Origin of the sequence: Desulfovibrio sp. 1214_IL3152, assembly GCF_036763055.1 — a bacterium.
GTDB lineage: Bacteria > Desulfobacterota > Desulfovibrionia > Desulfovibrionales > Desulfovibrionaceae > Desulfovibrio.
Genome location: NZ_JBAIYW010000164.1, coordinates 1 through 2,477, shown reverse-complemented (window position 1 = coordinate 2,477; position 2,477 = coordinate 1). Strand labels below are relative to the sequence as shown.

The window sequence follows — 2,477 nt, the reverse complement described above, 5'->3', positions numbered from 1 at the left end:
TCTGCCGGAACCCCCTGAGCACACAAAGGCCATGCCGGAAAGCTCCGCGTCATCCCCTGCCGTCTCCCCCGCGCCCGGCGTATCCGGTGCCGCCCACGAGCAAAAAGCAGCGCAAAAAACGGAAAACCGTTAAATCACCGCAGGATGCCATTGCCCTGTCCCCGCCGCGCAGGCGGCATGAATAAAGACAAACAGAGTATTTCAGACGCCAAACGCTCTAGAGCAGATTAACTTTGAGAATGTATATTCTCAAAGTTTAAGGCACGCTCACTTCGGCGTTTAACCGCGCAGATAAACTGCGCTTACGCCTCCGTAGCGAACGTCTGCTCACGCAGCCGTCCGAGCAATTTAAAAGTTAAATTGCTCTAGACAGCGTCGTCACGAGATGAATTTCCTTGGTATATCAAGGAGAACGAGCCTTTTATGCAGGGAGTGTACTCTTATGGTACTCAACCGGAATAAAAGGCGAAGTTCGACGCAGAGATACCGGGAAAGGCGCTCGTGACGACACTGTCTAGTCATAACAGAAATAAGATGGCATAGTCGCCTTGGTTCTGCCGGAAAAGCTTTGTGCCTTGCTTCGCCCGCTCACTATTGATAATGGCTATTATTTTTCATAAAAAAGACTTTACTTTGCTCAGGACTTCTTACACAATAATTATCGGTATCCGGGGCTACAGGGGCATCCGCGCAAGTGCGGGCCTTTCGCCCGGCTGCCCCGGCGGCAACCTAAATCAAGGCCCATGCCGGCCAAAAAGCAAGTGAGGAAACCATGCCCAAGCATCTGGAAGTTTATAAATGCACTCATTGTGGTAATATTGTTGAAGTGCTGCACGGCGGCGGCGCCGAACTCGTGTGCTGTGGCGAACCCATGAAGCACATGGTCGAGGGCGCAACCGACGGCGCTATGGAAAAGCACGTGCCTGTTATCGAAAAAGTTGACGGCGGCTACCTGATCAAGGTGGGCAGCGTGCCTCATCCCATGGAAGAAAAGCACTGGATTGAATGGATCGAACTGCTGGCCGACGGCAGAAGCTACACCAAGTTTCTCAAGCCCGGCGATGCGCCCGAGGCTTTCTTTGCCATTGACGCCGCCAAGGTGACCGCCCGCGAATACTGCAATCTGCACGGGCACTGGAAGGCTGAAAACTAGATCCGCCGCAAGGCGCATTACAGAAGAGGCGCGGCAGCCCCGCGCCATCTCCCAAGGAGGATTCCCCAATGCAAAAGTATGTTTGCAATGTCTGTGGCTACGAATATGACCCCGCCGAACACGATAACGTTCCCTTTGACCAGCTGCCCGACGACTGGTGCTGCCCCGTGTGCGGGGTGAGCAAAGACCAGTTCAGCCCGGCCTAACTTCGGTCTTTTCCTGCATTTTTCCCCGCTTTGCCGTAACTTTCGGCAAAGCGGGGCTTTTCGTAAAGGGGAAGACCAAACACTTCGGAGAATATATAGATGCAACCTGTTGAAATCAAAAAAGACATATACTGGATAGGCTACGTAGACTACGACCACCGGGATTTTCACGGCTATTCCCGCTCCCCGGACGGTTCCACCTACAATGCCTACCTCATCAAAGACGAAAAAAACGTCCTTATGGACACGGTATCCTCAGGCTGCGAAGGCGCCCTTCTGTGCCGCATGGCTAAGGTTCTGGAGCCTGAAAAAATCGATTATATCGTCTGCAACCATATGGAACTTGACCACGCCGGCGCGCTTGAAGCCATCGTGGAACGCTGCAAACCCGAAAAAATTTTCGTGTCGCAGGCGGGCCTCAAGTCCATGGCCGGATATTTTTCCTGCAAGGACTGGCCCGTACAGGCCGTCAAAAGCGGCGACAGCATCAGCATAGGCAAGCGCACCATCGTATTTCAGGAAACGCGCATGCTGCACTGGCCCGACAGCATGGTGTCATACATTCCTGAAGAAAAGCTGCTCGTCAGCAATGACATCTTCGGGCAGAACATCGCCAGTTCCGCACGCTTTGTGGACGATTTCGATGATGATGGCGAATATGTACGCCGCGTCAAGGAATACTACTACAATATCGTGCTGCCCTACTCCCCGATGGTGCTCAAGACCCTGCCCATTGTGGAGCAGCTGGACATCGACATGATCGCCCCGGACCACGGCCTCATCCATCGCGGTGAAAAGGCCGTGCGCCGCATTATCGACATGTACCGCACCATGGCCGAACAAAAGCCGCAGCAGCGCGCCCTCATTTTTTACGACACCATGTGGCAGTCCACTGAATCCATGGCCTATGCCGCATGCAGCGGTCTGGAAGAAAACGGCGTGCCCACCCGCCTCATGTCGGTCAAAAGCAATCACCACAGCGCCATCATGACCGAACTGGCCGACTGCGGCGCAGTGCTGGCCGGTTCGCCCACGCACAACAACACCGTGCTGCCCCTGGTGCCGCGGATTGGCATGATGTACCTGTTCCTCTCCTTCCTTGAGGACCCCGGGTATAT

General features: G+C 54.3%; 3 protein-coding genes. All 3 read left to right on the top strand.

Going from position 1 to position 2,477, the window contains the following annotated elements:
* Positions 1 to 772: 772 nt before the first annotated feature.
* Positions 773 to 1,153 (top strand): desulfoferrodoxin, encoded by a 381-nt coding sequence (locus V6C07_RS03290; RefSeq protein ID WP_291438989.1) that lies wholly within the window; start codon positions 773 to 775, stop codon positions 1,151 to 1,153.
* 68 nt (positions 1,154 to 1,221) lie between these two features.
* A complete protein-coding gene (locus V6C07_RS03285) occupies positions 1,222 to 1,359 on the top strand; it encodes a rubredoxin (protein ID WP_012625631.1) in 138 nt (45 codons plus the stop codon).
* A 99-nt stretch (positions 1,360 to 1,458) separates the two neighbouring features.
* The coding region (locus V6C07_RS03280) for an FprA family A-type flavoprotein (protein WP_333534947.1) at positions 1,459 to 2,477 on the top strand (1,019 nt) is incomplete at its 3' end.

Bases quoted from the DNA above. Each gene is read 5' to 3' on its own strand.
- V6C07_RS03290 (WP_291438989.1), top strand. From the start codon at position 773: ATGCCCAAGCATCTGGAAGTTTATAAATGCACTCATTGTGGTAATATT.
- V6C07_RS03285 (WP_012625631.1), top strand. From the start codon at position 1,222: ATGCAAAAGTATGTTTGCAATGTCTGTGGCTACGAATATGACCCCGCC.